The sequence below is a fragment of the Rhodococcus sp. IEGM 1318 genome (assembly GCF_033142465.1).
GTDB classification, from domain to species: Bacteria; Actinomycetota; Actinomycetes; order Mycobacteriales; family Mycobacteriaceae; genus Rhodococcus_F; species Rhodococcus_F qingshengii_B.
This window is the reverse complement of the sequence record NZ_JAWLSC010000011.1, coordinates 43,778-60,584: the sequence shown is the minus strand read 5'-3', so window position 1 is coordinate 60,584 and position 16,807 is coordinate 43,778. Positions and strand designations below refer to the sequence as shown.

Here is a 16,807-nt window from a genome sequence, read left to right as displayed (position 1 = left end):
CAAGCATGCAACAGGCTGAAGCCGAGGAGATTAAAACTCCTCGGCTCCAGCCTGTTTCACGTCCGGCGTGTGTTTGATCAGAAGGGTTGGACGTTGTTCACGAGCCAACGCCCGTCCTGCTTCTCCAGACTCATCTTGACGCGACTGCCACTGGCAACGGCTTCGGGCGACTCCGAAGACGTGGTGATCTGATTGAGGAACAGCATCGTCGTCGCACTGTCGGCCTCGGCGTCGAGAACCGCGGCGCCCTGCACGACCACCTGAACGGTCAGCGACTTTTCCTTGGCGCCAGGAATGATCACCGATTCGATCAGATTGGTGAACGTGCCCTGGAAATCACCCGTCAAACCATCTGTGGCCGCATGCAACTGCTGGTCGACGTTGTTGTAGTCGTACTGGAACATCGCTACCGCCTGATCGGAAGAAGCCTGCGCCACTTCGTCTCTGGTCTGATCGATTGCTGCGGTGTCACGCGTTCCGTCCGGGCCGAAGTAGAGATACGCCGACACTGCCGCCAACGCGATGGCCACTGCACTGATCACACACAGAACGATGGCGAGCGGTGAGACGCGCTTGGGATTCGGCGAAACCCCGGTGGCCTCGGTCTTCTGCTTGGCCGTCTCTGGGACTTCTTCTGGGGTCATGGCACAAACTCCACATTCGAGGCAAGTAACTGCCCGTCGACGTCGCACATGGTGATTCGGAGTCGGTAGTTGCGTTCGGCGGGCGCTTCGTCACCGTTCTTCTGCATTGCTCGCACCGCGACAAGGGAAGTCCCGCAATCGCCGTCTGACTTCTCGAACCCGGCCTCGAGCACCTCACCGTCGGTCTGAACTCCGGCCTGCCCGAGGACGTCGACAAACGAATCCTTACGACCGTCGAACTGCGACTTGAACTCGTCGGTGGTGCCGGCGAGGAACTTGTCGAGGTCGGCGGCCGCTGTATCCGCATGCAGGGTCGTCAGATTCAGTGCGGTGGTCCGGGCTCCGGCCACGTAGCGCGCTCGGTCCTCGTCGGCATTGGACGCCTTGTTTCGATCGACGAGGAGAAACACTGTCAGGGCAGCAAGAGCAATGGCGATCACCGAAGCAACGGCGATCCCGACTACCAGCCCGGCCTTGGGCTTCGAACGAGCAGGCGTGGTGAAAGTTTCGCCGGCCGTGGCGGTTTCCGAGCCACTGCTGACGACCTTCTCAGGTGGAGTGTCGGTCTTGCCCAGAGAAACTGGGACCGCCGACTTCTGTTCAGCCGGCTTCTGTTCGGCTGTCTTCTGTTCAGCCGGCTTCTGTTCAGCCGGCTTCTGTTCGGCTGTCTCCTGTTCGGCCGGCTTCTTTTCGGTGGGCACTACTACCGCGGCAGCGTCTGCATCCGCACCCGTGGGTCCGGCGCTGCGCGAAGCGCGACGGCGCACCCGCTGCCCGGCCTGTGGATCTTCGTCTGTCATCAACCCTGCTGACCCTTCATGAACTGTTCGAGACTGACGTCGCCGCCACCGAGGTTCGGTTGCGAGTACGTCCTTCCGTCCGGCCCGATGTACTTGCCTGTAATCGGATCGTACCGACGCGCCGAGACCGAAGGCGTCGACGTGTACGAGCTCGGGGTCGCGGTTATCGGTTCCGGAGGCCCGGATTGCGGGTTGGTGCCCATCGGTACGTAGCCGGAACGGCACTGCTCGACCGTCGGCGCACGACGTCCCGGATACTCCTCGCAGGGAAGGTTTCTCGCGCCGCGCACCGCGATCGGCGAATCCTGGGCAACCTGACAGAAGAGGTCTGACGGCGTCTCGATCGGTGATTCGTCCTTCGGACTGCGCCACTGGTCTCCGGGCAGGAATCCCGTTGTGCACGGCGGCGGGTCGTTGACCTCCATGTGGAAGTCCACCAGCGCACCGTCCGCAGCCGGACCGGAGCCGGCCACCGTGACCAGCGCAGCGGCCAGTGGCGGGTAGATGACCAGAATCTGCTCAATCGCGTTGTTGTAGATCACGCCGACCTGTCCGACGGACACCAGGTTCGCCAGAAGAATCGGCAATGTCGGCTGCAAGTCTTGCAGGAGTGTATTCGCCTCCGCTGCTGCAGCCGGCCCCTTCTGGATGATGGCACGCAGATCTGGGTCGCTGGCTCGGAGCTGGTCGGTGAACGTCACCAGATTGCTTGTCCAGGAACGGATGGCGTCGCTGCTGACCACCTGAGTGTCCAGGAGCGGACCGGCCTGCTCGATCAGCGTCTTGGTCGCGTCGGAATTGTTGTTCGCTTCCTCGACGAACAGCCGAGCCGAGTCGATCAGCTTCTGCAGATCCGGGCCGGCACCGTTGAACGCCTTGAAGGATTCGTCGATGACGGTCTTGAGTTTGGTGTCGGAAATGCTCTGCAGCAACATATCTGCCTGGTCGAGCATCGCGCCGACATCCTGCGGGATGCTGGTTCGGTCTTCGGGAATCACCGATCCGTTCTCGAGATGACCGTCCACCACGATCGAACCGGAACTGTCGGTGTGCGGAATCAGATCGACAAACTGCTCGCCGATCGCCGACACGCTCTTGACTGCTGCGTCGACGTCCGAGGGCACCTTGACGCCGCTCTCGAGGGAGAGACGCGCATTCACGCCCGTCTCCGACAACTCCACCGCGTTCACGACGCCGATGGTCTGACCGCGGTAGGTGACGTTCGAGTTCTTGTACAGTCCACCGGTGGCGGGCAATTCGACGGTGACGTCGTATCGGCCGATACCGACCATCGCGGGAACACGCACGTACTGGGTGGCCATCACGATCAATCCGACGACCGTCAAGACGGCGAAGATGGTGAGCTGGATGCGGACGAACTTTGTGAGCATCATGGTGCCGGTGCCCCCTGAGGAAGTCCTGGAATGTTGATCGGCGGGAGTCCCGGAATCTGAATGGTATTCGGATCCGTCGCCGGAGCCTGGTCTGCGGGTGCCTGTCCGGCAGGGGCCTGTGCGGGCGGTACGGCAGGCTTGAGCGGATCGCTCAACGGGTTGCCGGTCTGTCCGGCCAGCCCCGCCTGCTTGCCCAACACGCCTTCCGGTCCGGAGAGCGTTCCGGCCAACGGAGTTCCGGTGAGGAAGTTCGCGTCGAGTCGGGGCAGCGAGATGTCGATGGTCATCGCCAGGTTGGCGTAGTCACCGCGAATGACGTTGTCGATTCCGTTCTGTGGGAACGGGAACGTCAAGAGGACTCCGAGAACCTGGGTGAGGGCATTACCCGAATCCGCCAAGGCTTTCAGAGTCGGCGACAGCGCTCGAACATTGGTCGCGAAATCGTCACCGCTCTCCTGGATGACGCGACTCGCCACCTCGCTGAGACCACCGAGTGAGGTCAAGGCGTTGGTGATGTCCTGACGCTGAGCGACAAGAACCTCGAGTGCCGGCGGAATTCCTTCGAGTGCTTTGTTCAGGGTGTCACGCTGGGCCTCGACCGTCGAGGACAGTCGATCGAGTCCCTCCATCGCCGAAACGATGTCGCCTCGTTGCTTGTCCAGGCTGCCGACCAGCTGATCGAGCTGAGGCAGGAGGTCGCGAACGGAATCTTCGCGCCCACCGAGAGCGGCGTTGAGTTCCTTCGTGATGTCTTGCACCTGAGCGAGACCGCCGCCGTTGAGCACCACCGACAGCGACGACAGCGTCTGTTCCGTCGTCGGGAAAGCGCCTGCCCGCTCGATCGGAATCACGTCACCGGCTTCGAGTCGGCCCTCGGGCTCCTCCCCGACCGGCGGCGCCAACTCGATGTGCTGTGAGCCGAGCAAGCTGGTCTGACCGATTTTTGCCGTCGCATTGGCCGGCAACTGAACCTCGGGGTTGAGTGACACCGTCACCAGAGCGTGCCAGCCTTGAACCTCGATGTTCGAGACGCTTCCCACTGCGACGTCATCCACCCGGACGGGCGAATTCTGCGACAGCGTAGTCACGTTCGGCATCTCGATCTGGACCTCGTATGCGCCTTCGCCCCGGCCCTGAGTTCCTGGCATCGGCACAGAGTTGAGACCGTTCCATTCACAACCGCTGGCGCCGAGTGCCACTGCCGTGGCCAACACGGCAACCGTAGTCTTGCGAGCTACTCGCATCAGTTCCCTCCGCCCATGTTGAAGAGTTCGGCGAGATCCTTGGGAACACTCGTCATGGGAGCACCTGACATCGGTCCTGCGACGGTTTCCGGCTGATTCTGACTTGCCGCTTCCAATCCCGGCTCGGTGTAGACGATCTGATCCGGGAAAGCCTGCACGCCCGCGACCGGGTTGAACAGGAAACCGGGGTAGTTGCCGATCATCGTGCTGAGCACCGGTCCGAGGTATTGCTTGCACAGATCGGCACTGTTCTGGGAGTTACCACTGTCGATGCCTTCGATGGAACCGCAGATCCACTGGATCGGATTCTTGAAGTTACTCAGTGCAATTGCGCCGGTCATGCTGCCCTGCGCCGGCTTGTAGATCTGGTAGAAGTTGGCCAGCGACGTCGGTCCGGAGTGCAGAACCTGCTCGATCTCGGGGCGCTTGTCCGTCAGTACCTGGGTGGCATCGGCCAGACGCGCGACCGATTCGCTCAGTCCCTCGCTGTTGTCCTTGACGAACCGCTGAACGTCGCCCACAGCCAGGTCAAGATCGCTGAGTGCGGAGCCCAACTCGTCGGAACTGCTCGCGAGAACGCTTGTCACCGAAGCGAGATGACCACTGAACTGCACGATCTGCTCGTTGCTCGAGGACAATGCAGTGACGAACGCCTGCAGGTTCCGAATGGTGGAGAACAAATCGGTCCGGCCTTCGGACAGCGTGTGCATCGTGGCCGAGAGTTCGCGCAGCGTCGACCGAATGGACTCGCCGTTGCCGTCGAGATTCGTTCCCACGGTGTCGATGAATCGTCCGAGGGAGCCCTGATCGTCCAGACCTTCCGGTCCGAGTGCGTCCGACAGTTTGGTGAGCTCGGTCTTGATCTCGTCCCACTCCACCGGTACGGCGGTGCGCTCGATCGGGATCTCGCCGCCGTTGGTCATCTGTTCCCCGCCGGAGTACACCGGGGTCAATTGCACGAAGCGTGCGGACACCAGGCTTTGAGCAACGATGAGCGCCTTGGCATCTGCCGGAACGTCCACGCTCGAATCGATCTTCATCTCGACGTAGGTGTCTCGATCACGCGGTTCGATCTTGGTCACCTCGCCGACGTTGACACCGAGCACTCGCACGACGTCGCCCTCGTAGAGACCGGTGGTCGAGACGAAGTGCGCGGAGATCTTGGTCTTGCCCAGGCCGGGGATGAAGAGGTAGGCCGCACCCGCCACGAGCAGCGCGACCAGCACACCCGCTCCGATCAGCACCCACTTCTTGCGCGAGTTGGTGGAGCCCTGTGAGTCCCGTGAATCCAATGTCTCGGTCATTCTCCCGGCCCCCTGATCGTCGGCGGAAGACCGGGGAAGAAGTCTTCCAGGTCGCCCGGCACCTGCTCGGGCGCAACGCTGGTGTCCACCAGGGTCTTCCACCAGTTGCTCGGCAGAATGTTGATGATGAAGGCATCGAAGAACGGGCCGCTGGCCACGGTCTCACCGAGCGCGGTGATGTACGGTCCGAGGCCGTCGAGCGCCCCGGCGATGTTGTCCTTGTTCTGCTGAAGCACCTCGGCGACGGAATTCAGTTTCTCGAGAGTCGGCCCCATCTGGGCCTCGTTCTCCTGCACCAGCGCTGACAGTTGGCGTGAGACTGCTCCGGTGTTGACGATCAGTTCGCTGATCGCGTCACGCCGTAGGCTCAGTTCGGCAAACAGCTTGTTGCCGTCGACCAGCAACGAATCGATCTGACCGCTTCTGTCGGCGAGGATCTTGGTGACATCTTCGGCCCGCGAGAGCAATTGGAGCAGACTTTCGTCGCGCGAGTTGATGCTCTGCGAGAGCCTCGTCATTCCGTCCAATGCGGTGCGAAGTTCCGGCGGAGTATCGGCCAGCGTGTCCGAGATCGCGTTGAGCGAATCGTTGATCTGTTCCGTGTCGAGTTCGGACACCGTGGTCCCGAGGTCGCCGAGCGCGTCGTTGAGCGAGTACGGGGAGTTGGTGCGTTCGATCGGAATCGGCGTATCCGTACGCAACAGTCCGGATCCTTCCGGCCGTACCGCCAACGACTTTCGCCCGAGAACCGTGTTGGTCTTGATGTCGGCAGCTGTCTGCTCGCCCAGGGCGACACCGTCCTGAACGGTGAAAGTGACCAGTACCTTCTGGTCGTCGAGTTCGACGTCGCTGACCTTGCCGACATTCACGCCGGCCATGGTCACGTTGTCGCCGGCGACCAGCCCGCCGGCATCTTGGAAGTACGCCGAGTAGCGAATGCCGCCGTTGATGAACTGGAGTTGATCGTATTGAAGCGTGGCACCGACGGTTGCCACCGCCAGGACGAGACCGATGACACCGATCTGTACCGGATTGCGTTCACGGGTAGGGGTCATGAGACTTTTGCGCACCTTCCCGTGTCCTGGACTGCCGTGGGCAAGATGATCGTCGTTCCGTCAGGTCCGGAGAACTTGAAAGTATTGGCGCACAGATAGAACTGGAAGAACGCTCCGTACGTGCCCACTCGGATCAGCTTCCGGTAGTCGGACGGCAGACGACCGAGAGCGGTGTTGATGTCGTCCTTGCCGAGGTCCAGCTGCGTCATCGTTCGGTTTGTCTCTCCGATCAGGGTCTGGATGTCCGGACGTGTCGCCTGCAGCAACGACGCGAGATCTCCGGTCGCGCCTGCGATCTCGGTGATCGAGTTACCGATCGGGCCACTGTCCTTCGCCAATCCGCTGACCAACTGCTGGAGCTGATCGATCGTGGTGGAGAACTGATCACCCTTGTCGTTGATCGTGCCGAGTACGTCGTTGAGGTTGGTGATGACGTCCCCGATCAGCTGATCTCGGTCCGCCAGCGTATTGGTGAACGAACTGGTGTTTCCCAGAAGTGAAACCAGCGTTCCGCCCTGGCCTTGGAGTACCTGGAGCAAGGCCCCGGAGAGGTCGTTGACCTGCTGGGGATCGAGTGAGCGCAGCAGGGGCTTGAACCCCCCGAGCAGTAGGTCAAGATCGAGAGCGGGTGAGGTCTGGTCGACCGGAATGGATCCGCCCGACGGCAGCGTCTCGGTGGAACCGGCGCCCTCGAGCAGTTCCATGTAGCGATCGCCCACCAGGTTCTCGTAGCGCACAGTCGCTTTGGTGCTCTTCATCAGCGAGTACTGGGTGTCGACGTCGAACTCGACCTCAGCCTGGTTGGAGTCACCGATGGACACTCCGGTCACCGACCCGACCGGAACACCGGCGATACGTACCTTGTCGCCGGACTTGAGTCCCGATACATCCGAGAAGGTGGCGTGAAATCCGTTGCTGCTGCTGAAGCGCACCTGACTGAAGACGATCGCCAGTCCGGCGAAGATGACCGCCATGACGACGGTGAAAATCAGCAGCTTGACCGTGGTCGGTCTCATCACTTCCCGTCTTCCTGCTCGTAGGAGTCACCGAAGAGATACTGGAAAATGGTCGGCACGGTTACGCGCAGTTCGGTGTTGGGAACGAAAGGCACGTTGCCGGTGTTGGTGACTGCGAACGGGGCATGCCCGTCAACCTTCGGATCGAATTCGGGCAGACCATAACAATTGGGTCCACCGGAGGCCGCGACCTTGGGGAGAGATTGCGGGTTCTGGTACGCCTCGGCGCCGTACATGAAGCTCGCACTCAGCATCAGTGCCGCTTTGTCCCCGGTGCCGGCCAGTGGCTCGAACTTGATCCGGCCGTCGTTCAACCCGACGATGAAGCACGTCAGACCCGACGAGTACTTGTCGAGCAGGGTCGTCGTCGCGGTCAGAGTGTCGAGGGCGGTGGTCAGGTTCTGCTCGTTGTCGGTCAACAACGCGTTGCCGGTGTCCGCGAGGCCGGTGACGTTCAGCAACAGCAGGTCGAGGTTTGCCTGCTCCGCCACGATCGATCCGCTTGTCGCGGTGGCGTTGTCGAGGATGCGCATCAGATCCGGTGCCACGTCGGCGTACAGGTTGGTGACATCGGCGGCGCCGACCAAGTCTTCCTGGAGCTGCGGCAGAACCGGATTCATCTTCTTCAGATAGGTGTCACCGAGCTCGAGAACCTCACCCAGCGACTCGCCGCGTCCGTTGAGTGCGGTGGAGATCGCGCCGAGTGTGGCGTTGAGCTTTTCCGGTTCGATCTTCGCGAGTACGTCCGAAAGATGTTCGAAGACACTGTTGAATTCGACGGTGACGCTGTCCGAAGCGATGACGGCGCCCTCTTGGATCGGCTGGGTCGAGGCATCGTCGGGAATCACGATGTTGACGTACTTCGCACCGAACACCGTGGTGGTCTTGATTTCCACCCGGGCGTTCGACGGAATCTTCGATATCTGGCCCGGATCCATCGCCAACTTCAGGTTTGCCTGGTCGCCGACGAGTGAGATCGATTCGACGCGGCCGACCTGCACTCCGCGCAGCTTCACCTTGGCGTTCGGTTCCATGACCAGGCCGGCACGCGTGGACGTCACGGTGATGGGCGTGCTCTTGGTGAACCCACCCGAGAACATGGTCAGGGCAACGGCAACGATCGCCACGAGTCCAAGGACCAGGCCGGCTGCGGCCAACTTCTTGTGCCATCTGGGTACGGTCATCGCTTGCCCGCCTATCCCGACAGGTTGAAGTTGCCGGACCCGCCGTAGATGGCGAGTGAGATGAGCAGGGTGACCGTGACGACCGCGATCAACGAGGCGCGCACTGCGTTACCCACCGCGACGCCGACGCCCACCGGGCCACCGGTTGCGTTGAAGCCGTAGTAGGTGTGGATCAGCATGACGGCCAGGGCCATGACTATCGCCTGGGCGAACGACCACAGTATGTCCGTGGGTATCAGGAAGGTCGTGAAGTAGTGGTCGTACACGCCGCCGGACTGGTTGTAGAGGAACACCGTCGCAAAGCGGCTGGCGACGAACGACGCGATCACCGCCAGTGAGTACAGCGGGATGATCGCGATCATGCCTGCCATGACGCGGGTGCTGACCAGATACGGAATCGACGGGATCGCCATCGTCTCCAGCGCGTCGATCTCTTCCGAGACACGCATTGCACCGAGCTGCGCGGTGGAACCGGCGCCGATGGTCGCGGCGAGGCCGATTCCGGCGATGACCGGCGCCGCGATGCGAACGTTGATGAAGGCGGCGAAGAAGCCCGTCAGTGCTTCCACACCGATGTTGCCCAGCGAGCTGTAGCCCTGAACGGCGATGGTTCCACCGGTGAACAGTGTCAGGAAGCCGACGATCACGACGGTGCCACCGATGACGGCGAGCGCCCCTGTACCCATGCTGATCTCGGCGATCAGTCGCAGAGTTTCACGCGGATAGCGCATCAGCGCTTTGGGAGCGTGGCCGAGAGCCTTCGCGAAGAACAGCGCTTGATCACCGATGCTGTCGATACCGCGAGAGATCGATCCGATCTGTCGACGTGTGCGCGGGAAGCGTCCCGCTGCGGCCAACGCCATCAGATCTCCTCCCGTCCGTCGTTTGTCGTTCTGTCCACTTCGATCTCTCCAGCTGCCGTGTGCCTCATCCGGCCGTCAACTTGATACCGATGGTCGTGATGAGCACGTTGACGACGAAGAGCGCCATGAACGCGAACACGACGGTCTGGTTGACCGCGTCACCGACGCTCTTGGCGCCGCCCTTGACGTTGAGTCCGAGGTAGGCCGCAACCAGGCCGGCGATCATGCCGAACAGTCCTGCTTTGACCATGGAGAGCATGAGCTCACCGAATCCGGTGAGCAGCGTGATGCCGTTGACGAAGGCGCCGGGGTTCACGTCCTGGATGAACACGGAGAAGACGAAACCGCCGAGGATGCCGATGGTGCAGACAAGTCCGTTGAGGAGCAGCGCCACTCCCGTCGACGCGAGCACCCGGGGAACGACCAACCGGTGGATCGGATTGATACCGAGCACCTTCATCGCGTCGATCTCTTCGCGAATGGTTCGGGCCGAGAGGTCCGCGCAGATGGCGGTCGCGCCGGCGCCGGCGACGATCAGCACGGTAACAATGGGGCCGACCTGTGTGACGGTACCGAGGGCAGCTCCGGCACCACTGAGGTCGGCTGCACCGATCTCACGCAAGAGAATGTTGATGGTGAAGCTGACCAGCACCGTGAACGGGATTGCGACCAGCACCGTCGGCACCATCGAGACTCGGGCCACGAACCAGGCCTGATCGATGAACTCTTGCCGCTGGAATGGGCGGGAGAAGACTGCCCTCAAGGTTTGGGCGGACATCTGAAAGAAGCCACCGACCGCTCGTAATGGCACCTCGACGAGGTCTACCATTCGCCCTCCTCGTCCTTGGTTGCCGCAGTACTGTCTGTTCTCATAGTCCAGCCCCCGACAGCTTGTGACTCAGGTCATATTAACTAGAACGTGTTCACCTGTCAAAAACAAGTGTCCAACTCTAAGAAGTAGCCTCAGGGCGCCGATCCGAAACCCGAGTATTCGGACCATGGGAAGCATCCCTTTTCGGTGGAATTTTCGCCGAAATATACTGGAAGTTAATACTTTTGAATGATCAGCGCTTCTCGGTGTCGGATCGAGACCCATTATCGCGACAGCCTTGTCCGGGCACGTCGATCGAATATCGCATCATTCACAGGAATGCAAAATTGGAACACAGTCCAGTTTTTTCGAGACCGTTGGTCTCTTTACGTAACGCAGGCGAATTACCGCGCTCACCGACTCGTGAACACGCTATTTCTACCAGGAAGTGGACACGTAGACCCGCCTAAGTATGAACAACGGTCCTACGTGTCGCACGCACCAATCAGCCCAGCGCTCGCAGGGCCGCTGACGCCGAGAACATCTTTGCCGGGTCACGGCCTGCGAAGTAGTCTCCCATCACCGCGGACAGCGCTTCCGGAGACCAGGAATCGCCGTCTGCGTCGAACCTCTGCTCGACGACGGGCGCCGCCATCAGCGCAACCATCGGGCCGTACACCACGAATACCTGACCGTTGACGGCGTCGGCCGCCGGTGATGCCAGGTACGAAACGAGCGACGCCACGTGCTCGGGTGAGAGCGGATCGATACCGTCGGTCGGTGCGTCACCGAACACGCCTTCGGTCATCGACGTCCTCGCCCGCGGGCAGATCGCGTTGGCACGAACGCCGTAGCGCGAGAGCCCACGTGCGGCCGACAACGTCAGCGCCGTGATTCCGGCTTTTGCAGCGCCGTAGTTGGGCTGCCCTTCCGGTCCGAGGAGGCCCGCCTCCGAAGAGGTGTTGACGATGCGCCCGTACACCGGCGCACCGGCTTCCTTCGATTTCGCCCGCCAGTAGGCAGCGGCGTTGCGGCACAAGAGGAAATGGCCTCGAAGGTGAACCTCGAGTACCAGATCCCAGTCTTCGTCGGACATGTTGAACAGCATCCGGTCACGCACGACGCCGGCATTGTTGACGACGATGTCGACACTGCCGAACTGCCCCTGCGCTGCTTCCATCAGTGCGTCGGCAGTAGAACGCTCACCGACGTTGCCTGCCACGAATTCGACCTTGGCGCCGAGGCCCCGGATCTCCTCGAGTGTTGCTTCGACGGCCTCGTTCGGGGCCAGATCGTTGACGACCAACGACGCACCGGCCTTCGCCAGACCGATGGCCTCGAACTTTCCGAGCCCCGATCCGGCACCGGTCACGATGGCGACCTTGCCTTCGAGACTGGTTTCTGGGCTGTTCACAGCATTCATCGAAGCGCTCTCCCGGTTCTTTGCGGTCGTGTGTCGAGTTACCCGGCTCGATTGCCGTGACCCACGAGTTCGCAACTTTAGAACGTGTTCTTGTTTTGGGCAACCATCGTCACGGATGTTCGGTCAGCGCCGCACGCGGGCACTGAGCGATCGCGGAACGGACATCTTCCCAGCGATCCTCCGGCGGACGTACGGAACTGATCACGAGCTCCTCGTTGTCGTCGAGGTCGAAAATATCGGGGGCGATCCCGACGCACACACCGTTTGCCTCGCAACGGTCCAGATCAACCCTGACCTCCATGGCGATTCCTCTTCTCTACTCACAACTACTGGCACGAACACGGATACGAAACGAGTGCCGCAGGGCTGTGCCGCACACCGTTCCTGGCGATAACACTAGAACCTGTTTCAGTCGTGTGCAATGATTCGAAAAAGTCCCGAGAACGGACGTCGAACGATCCGCTGGACACAGCGAAGGCGCCCCTTGTCGCCGATGTACGCATCGATAGAACCCGTGTCAATCGAATGGTTGACGCTTTGATTCGTATCTCTATGGAGAGGTAACCATGCACATCACCTACACCCCTGAGCAGCAACAGCTCCAGGAGGAGTTGCGTGCCTACTTCGCACAACTCATGACTCCCGAACGGCGTGAAGCACTCGCCGCCACGACGGGTGAGTACGGCGAAGGCAATGTGTACCGCGAAGTCGTCGCGCAGATGGGCCAGGACGGCTGGCTCACCCTGGGTTGGCCGAAAGAGTACGGCGGACAGGAACGCTCCGCGATGGACCAGCTGATCTTCACCGACGAAGCTGCCATCGCCGGGGCGCCCGTGCCGTTCCTGACGATCAACTCCGTAGCGCCCACAATCATGCATTTCGGCACGGACGAGCAGAAGGCGTTTTTCCTGCCCAAGATCTCCCGAGGTGAGCTCCACTTCGCGATCGGGTACTCCGAGCCCGAGGCCGGTACCGACCTGGCGTCACTGCGCACGTCGGCCGTCCGCGACGGCGACGATTACGTCGTCAACGGGCAGAAGATGTGGACCAGCCTGATCCAGTACGCCGACTACGTGTGGTTGGCGTGCCGAACCGATCCGGAAGCCAAGAAGCACAAGGGAATCAGCATGCTGATCGTCCCCACCACGGCAGAAGGCTTCTCCTACACCCCGGTTCACACCATGGCCGGTCCCGACACCAGCGCCACCTACTACCAGGACGTACGCGTCCCGGCGTCGTCGATTGTGGGTCAGGAACACGGCGGCTGGGCACTGATCACCAATCAGCTCAACCACGAGCGCGTTGCCCTCACCTCGGCCGGACCGATTCTGACCGCGCAGCGTGAGGTCCGCGAGTGGGCACAGAACACCAAGCTGCCCGACGGCCGACGCATGATCGACCAGGAATGGGTGCAGATCAATCTGGCGCGTGTGCACGCCAAGGCCGAGTACCTGAAGTTGATGAACTGGGAAATCGCCTCCGCAACCGATCACGCTCCTGGTCCCGAAGCGGCGTCGGCCAACAAGGTGTTCGGTACCGAATTCGCCACCGAGGCTTACCGCTTGCTCATGGAGATTCTGGGATCTTCCGCCACGATCAGGCAGAACTCCCCCGGCGCTCTTCTACGCGGACGCATCGAACGCATGCATCGTTCTTCGCTGATCCTGACGTTCGGCGGCGGTACCAACGAAGTGCAACGCGACATCATCGGCATGACAGCTCTGCGGCTTCCCGCATCGAAGCGATAAGGACCAACGATCATGGAATTCACCCTTACCGAGGCCCAGCAGGACCTGTCCGGACTGACACGATCCGTCGTCACCGAACTGGTCACCAACGATCGCCTTCGTGAACTCGACGCCGCGGAAGACCGCTTCGACGCCATCTTGTGGAACGCTCTGGCCTCGGCCGGCGTCCTCGGTGCGGCCCTTCCGGAGTCGGTCGGCGGAGACGGATTCGGTGTCCTCGAGCAGTGCAGCATCCTGGCCGAACTCGGACGCGGTGTTGCAGCCGTTCCGTTCTTGACGTCCATCGTCGGATCCGCCGCAGCGATAGCGGAATTCGGCTCGGACCAACAGCGAGACGAATGGGCGAGCGCTGCCGCCGCCGGCGAGAAGATACTCACCGCGGCCCTCGCCGAGGAATACAACGACGACCCGGCCCACCCCGTCACGCGTGCCGAGAAGACCGCCGACGGTTGGCGCATCGACGGCGCGAAGATCACCGTCGACAGTGCGCCGCTCGCAGATCTGTTCCTCGTCCCCGCCATCACCGAGGACGGTGTCGCGGTCTTCCTCGTCGAACCGTCGGACGCGGGCGTGAGCATTACCAGGCAATCGACCACAGATTTCTCGAGTGCGGGTCTCGTCGAATTCGATTCGGTGCAGATCCCGGCCGATCGTGTTCTCGGCTCGGTTGCCCAGGGATCGGACATCGCGGCGTGGATCGTCGAGCGAATTCAGCTCGGTTCGAGCGCCTACCAGTACGGGGTGCTCGATCAAGCGTTGAAGCTGACCGCCGAATATGCCACCGAGCGTGTGCAGTTCGGTCGTCCGATCGGTAGTTTCCAGGCCGTGGCCCAGCGCCTCGCAGACGGATACATCGACGTCAAGGGCGTTCGTCTGACTCTGTGGGCTGCCGCGTGGCGTCTGAGCGAAGGACTTCCGTCCGACGGCGCTGTACAGACGGCCAAGTTCTGGGCTGCAGATGCGGGACACCGCGTCGGGCACACTGCGGTTCACGTTCACGGCGGTGTAGGTCTGGACGAGGACCATCCGGTTCACCGCTACTTCCTCGCGGCCAAGCATCACGAGTTCCTGCTCGGCAACGCAACAGATCAGCTTCGCGCGCTCGGCAAGGTACTTGCCGCAGTTCCTGCCTGAGTGCGTCCCACCGAGTGGAAATCCATGACCTGGTCCGAGACGAATCGATGATGATGCAGCTATGAGTCAGAGCCCCACTGTTTCCGATCTACTCCTCGGAGTCAGCGAGATCGACGACCGCGGTATCCGTTTCGAGGACCAGGTCATCACCTGGCGCGAGCACGTTCAAGGCTCGTTCGATCGAGCAGCGCTGCTGGACACGCTGCTCGATCGAACGAGCCCCAGGCATTTCGGTCTTCTGATGGAGAACGTCCCCGAGTTCTCACTACTGCTCGGCGCGGCATCGTTCTCGGGTTCGGTTGCAGCCGGACTGAACACGACCAGGCGCGGACCGGCACTGGCGCGAGACATTGCGCTCTCCGACTGCCAGGTGATCTTCACCGAGAACAACCAGGCACACCTACTCGACGACGTCGATCTCCGCGATGTCCGGGTGATCAACGTGGATTCTCCGGCCTGGACGGAGTTGTTGGCGCCCTTCGCCGATACGCCGGCCTACGCGTCGACGGCGCAGCCCGACGATCTGTTGATGCTCATTTTCACTTCCGGAACAAGCGGTGATCCCAAAGCGGTTCGGTGCACGCACCACAAGTTGGCCTCTCCCGGAGTCATGCTTGCCGATCGTTTCGGGCTCGGCGCCGACGACGTCGTCTACATGGCGATGCCCATGTTCCATTCCAACGCCATGATGGCGGCGTGGACGGTCGCGCTGCACGCTCGTGCGGGAATTGCCATGCGACGCAAGTTCTCCGCTTCGGGTTTTCTGCCCGACGTTCACAAGTACGGAATCACGTACTCCAACTACGTCGGAAAGCCGTTGTCCTTCATCGCGTCCACCCCCGAGGTGCCGAACGAGCGGGACAACACCTTGAAGATCATGTACGGCAACGAGGGTTCGGCTCCCGCCATCGCCACCTTCGTCCGACGTTTCGACGCCCGCGTCATCGACGGATTCGGTTCCACCGAGGGCGGCATTTCGATCTCCGCCGCGCCGGTTCCGCGGACCGGTGCCCTCGGACTGCTCCCGGACGGCGTCAAGATCCTCGATCCCGAGACCGGAGCACCCTGCCCGCCTGCCGTCTTCGACGCCGACGGCCGGATCACCAACGCCGACGAGGCAACTGGTGAACTGGTCAATGTCACCGGTCCAGGCACGTTTGCCGGGTACTACAAGAACCCGGAAGCCGACGCCGAGCGAATGCGCAACGGCCAGTACTGGAGTGGCGATCTGGCGTACACCGACGTCGACGGTTACGTCTACTTCGCGGGGCGCAGTTCCGGTTGGCTGCGAGTGGACGGCGAGAACATCGGCGCCGCACCCATCGAACGCTCCCTGGTCGGTTACCCGGGCTTCGCGCAGGTGTCCGTGTACGCAGTCCCCGACAGCGACGTCGGCGACCGCGTCATGGCGTCGGTGATTCCGGTCGGCGATGTCGACAACTTCGACCCGGTAGCCGTCGCCGAATACATCGATTCCCGGCCGGAACTCGGGCCGAAGCAGAAGCCGACCTTGATCCGAGTGTGCAGTGAGTTCCCGAGAACGGCGACGTTCAAGGTGGTCACTCGAACGCAGAGCGCCGAACGCTGGAACACCTCCGACCCGGTGTGGATCCGACGGCGCGGAGAATCCGACTTCCAATTACTCACTCCCGAAATGGCACTCGGACTCGAAAAGACGCGAGAGCCCGTCTAGTCCCAATATCTCAGTAGTGCTGAGCAAGCGGTTTGTGCGCCGACACCGTCTCGTAGAACTCGGTGAGCCGAAACTGTGATGCCGCCGCGTCGTCGATCACCCCGCTCGCATGTGGATGCAGTTGGAGGACCGATCCCGGGCACACCGCTGCCAGGGCCCAGTCGAGGCGGCGCACACTCTCAACGTGCACATCGGTGGCCTACGCGAGCGAAACGCCGGCCTTCATGCTGCCGAAGCGCAGCAATTTCACAGCACCTCAGTTCCGAAACACCGTGATTTTGCTCCGCTGCCTCACCATTGCGCCCGTTCTTCCGGCAAAATTACGGGTATGAAGAACCCGAATCTGACGCCTTCGCGCGTTCTCGCAGTTGTCCTCGCCGCCGCCCTGGTCATTTTCGTGATCGCACGCCGCCGCGACGACGGTGTTCTCAGCCGCGGAGAATGGTTGTCGGACAGCGTCGGACCCGACGACCTCGCCGGCTGAAACGGCGTAT

At 61.7% G+C, this 16,807-nt stretch carries 17 protein-coding genes; 4 read left to right on the top strand and 13 right to left on the bottom strand.

Features of this window, described 5'->3' with window-relative positions:
* Positions 1 to 77: 77 nt before the first annotated feature.
* The 12 genes from R4P65_RS23710 to R4P65_RS23655 all read right to left on the bottom strand — a co-directional run bounded on the left by R4P65_RS23710 (position 78) and on the right by R4P65_RS23655 (position 12,039).
* A complete protein-coding gene (locus tag R4P65_RS23710) occupies positions 78 to 644 on the bottom strand; it encodes a twin-arginine translocation pathway signal (RefSeq protein ID WP_317828351.1) in 567 nt (188 codons plus the stop codon).
* Entirely contained in the window at positions 641 to 1,444 is an 804-nt protein-coding gene (locus tag R4P65_RS23705) for a hypothetical protein (protein ID WP_317828350.1), read from the bottom strand. The genes R4P65_RS23710 and R4P65_RS23705 overlap by 4 nt, the downstream gene beginning before the upstream one ends.
* Entirely contained in the window at positions 1,444 to 2,838 is a 1,395-nt protein-coding gene (locus R4P65_RS23700) for an MlaD family protein (protein WP_317828349.1), read from the bottom strand. The genes R4P65_RS23705 and R4P65_RS23700 overlap by 1 nt, the downstream gene beginning before the upstream one ends.
* Positions 2,835 to 4,082 carry an MCE family protein gene (locus tag R4P65_RS23695; protein WP_317828348.1) on the bottom strand — a complete coding sequence of 416 codons (1,248 nt, stop codon included), beginning with the start codon at positions 4,080 to 4,082 and terminating at the stop codon, positions 2,835 to 2,837. Before R4P65_RS23695 ends, R4P65_RS23700 begins: the two co-directional genes overlap by 4 nt.
* The gene (locus R4P65_RS23690; protein ID WP_317828347.1) at positions 4,082 to 5,386 is read right to left on the bottom strand and encodes an MCE family protein; all 1,305 of its coding nucleotides are present in this window, start codon (positions 5,384 to 5,386) and stop codon (positions 4,082 to 4,084) included. Before R4P65_RS23690 ends, R4P65_RS23695 begins: the two co-directional genes overlap by 1 nt.
* Positions 5,383 to 6,441 (bottom strand): MCE family protein, encoded by a 1,059-nt coding sequence (locus R4P65_RS23685; RefSeq protein ID WP_317828346.1) that lies wholly within the window; start codon positions 6,439 to 6,441, stop codon positions 5,383 to 5,385. The genes R4P65_RS23690 and R4P65_RS23685 overlap by 4 nt, the downstream gene beginning before the upstream one ends.
* Complete coding sequence (locus R4P65_RS23680) at positions 6,438 to 7,457, bottom strand: MCE family protein (RefSeq protein ID WP_283307096.1); 1,020 nt, start codon at positions 7,455 to 7,457, stop codon at positions 6,438 to 6,440. The genes R4P65_RS23685 and R4P65_RS23680 overlap by 4 nt, the downstream gene beginning before the upstream one ends.
* Entirely contained in the window at positions 7,457 to 8,641 is a 1,185-nt protein-coding gene (locus R4P65_RS23675; RefSeq protein WP_317828345.1) for an MCE family protein, read from the bottom strand. The genes R4P65_RS23680 and R4P65_RS23675 overlap by 1 nt, the downstream gene beginning before the upstream one ends.
* Positions 8,642 to 8,652: 11 nt before the next feature.
* Positions 8,653 to 9,504 carry an MlaE family ABC transporter permease gene (locus R4P65_RS23670; RefSeq protein WP_283307006.1) on the bottom strand — a complete coding sequence of 284 codons (852 nt, stop codon included), beginning with the start codon at positions 9,502 to 9,504 and terminating at the stop codon, positions 8,653 to 8,655.
* Between the two features lie 64 nt (positions 9,505 to 9,568).
* Entirely contained in the window at positions 9,569 to 10,333 is a 765-nt protein-coding gene (locus R4P65_RS23665; protein ID WP_003945687.1) for an MlaE family ABC transporter permease, read from the bottom strand.
* Between the two features lie 487 nt (positions 10,334 to 10,820).
* Positions 10,821 to 11,738, bottom strand: a complete 918-nt coding sequence (locus tag R4P65_RS23660; RefSeq protein WP_230814882.1) for a 3-oxoacyl-ACP reductase — start codon at positions 11,736 to 11,738, stop codon at positions 10,821 to 10,823.
* A 109-nt stretch (positions 11,739 to 11,847) separates the two neighbouring features.
* Positions 11,848 to 12,039, bottom strand: a complete 192-nt coding sequence (locus R4P65_RS23655; RefSeq protein ID WP_007734330.1) for a ferredoxin — start codon at positions 12,037 to 12,039, stop codon at positions 11,848 to 11,850.
* A gap of 265 nt (positions 12,040 to 12,304) precedes the next feature.
* Here R4P65_RS23655 and R4P65_RS23650 point away from each other — a divergent pair, with 265 nt between their 5' ends.
* The 3 genes from R4P65_RS23650 to R4P65_RS23640 all read left to right on the top strand — a co-directional run bounded on the left by R4P65_RS23650 (position 12,305) and on the right by R4P65_RS23640 (position 16,313).
* A complete protein-coding gene (locus R4P65_RS23650) occupies positions 12,305 to 13,486 on the top strand; it encodes an acyl-CoA dehydrogenase family protein (RefSeq protein ID WP_230814881.1) in 1,182 nt (393 codons plus the stop codon).
* 12 nt (positions 13,487 to 13,498) lie between these two features.
* Positions 13,499 to 14,620, top strand: a complete 1,122-nt coding sequence (locus tag R4P65_RS23645) for an acyl-CoA dehydrogenase family protein (RefSeq protein WP_317828344.1) — start codon at positions 13,499 to 13,501, stop codon at positions 14,618 to 14,620.
* 61 nt (positions 14,621 to 14,681) lie between these two features.
* Positions 14,682 to 16,313, top strand: a complete 1,632-nt coding sequence (locus R4P65_RS23640) for a long-chain-fatty-acid--CoA ligase (protein ID WP_317828343.1) — start codon at positions 14,682 to 14,684, stop codon at positions 16,311 to 16,313.
* Positions 16,314 to 16,323: 10 nt separating this feature from the next.
* Here R4P65_RS23640 and R4P65_RS23635 read toward each other — a convergent pair whose 3' ends face one another.
* On the bottom strand, positions 16,324 to 16,503 hold the full coding sequence (locus tag R4P65_RS23635) for a hypothetical protein (RefSeq protein WP_317828342.1): 180 nt from the start codon (positions 16,501 to 16,503) through the stop codon (positions 16,324 to 16,326).
* A gap of 138 nt (positions 16,504 to 16,641) precedes the next feature.
* Between R4P65_RS23635 and R4P65_RS23630 the strand changes: the two genes are divergently transcribed.
* A complete protein-coding gene (locus R4P65_RS23630; protein WP_230814877.1) occupies positions 16,642 to 16,797 on the top strand; it encodes a hypothetical protein in 156 nt (51 codons plus the stop codon).
* The last annotated feature ends 10 nt before the right edge of the window (positions 16,798 to 16,807 follow it).